The sequence below is a fragment of the Legionella quateirensis genome (assembly GCF_001467955.1).
Classification (GTDB): Bacteria; Pseudomonadota; Gammaproteobacteria; order Legionellales; family Legionellaceae; genus Legionella; species Legionella quateirensis.
In genome coordinates this window covers 243,401-244,200 of sequence record NZ_LNYR01000049.1, presented here as the reverse complement: position 1 = coordinate 244,200, position 800 = coordinate 243,401, and the positions used below count along the sequence as shown (strand labels likewise).

Below are 800 nucleotides of genomic sequence, written 5' to 3'. Positions count from 1 at the left end.
GATGGTTTAAGTTACCAACCTATTGCCGATTACAACGGTGCTGACAGCTTAACTATAGTCACCAGTGATGGCGCCTTAAGCGATACGGACAATATTGCCATTACGGTGACACCCGTTGTGGATATTGCCAACGATGTCATAATCCTGAATGAAGACACGGTGGCTACTTATGATGTGAATAATAACGATACCTTTGAAAACGCAGGTCATACCATCACTGCGATTGATGGTACAGCCATTACCACAGGCAACACCGTAACGGTAGCCAACGGCACAGTGCTGTTAAATAATGACGGCACTTTAAGCTTTACCCCAACCGCCAATTACAATGGCAGTACCAGCTTTACCTACACAGTGACTTCCGGCGGAGTTACGGAAACGGCTACAGTGAACGTCACGGTCAATCCGGTTAATGATGCCCCAACTAACAGCGTCCCTGGCGCTCAAACCACGAATGAAGACACCGCTCAGGTCTTTAGCTCTGCCAACGGCAATGCGATTAGCCTTACCGATATAGACAGCGCTTCTGTGACCACCACGATTTCTGTGGCACACGGCAGCTTAACGGCTCTGGCAACAGCAGGGGTGACCATTACGAATAACGGAACGGGCAGTGTGACCTTAACGGGATCTCCTGCTGCAATTACCACCGCTTTGGATGGTTTAAGTTACCAACCTGTTGCCGATTACAACGGCGCTGACAGCTTAACTATAGTCACCAGTGACGGCACCTTAAGTGATACGGACAATATTGCCATTACAGTCAATCCCGTTGTGGATATTGCCAATGATGTCATAAC

The 800-nt window shown here is 48.4% G+C and carries 1 protein-coding gene; it reads left to right on the top strand.

Annotated elements, in window-relative coordinates:
* A partial coding sequence (locus Lqua_RS18565) for a tandem-95 repeat protein (protein ID WP_193787197.1) occupies positions 1–800 on the top strand: 800 nt, incomplete at both ends.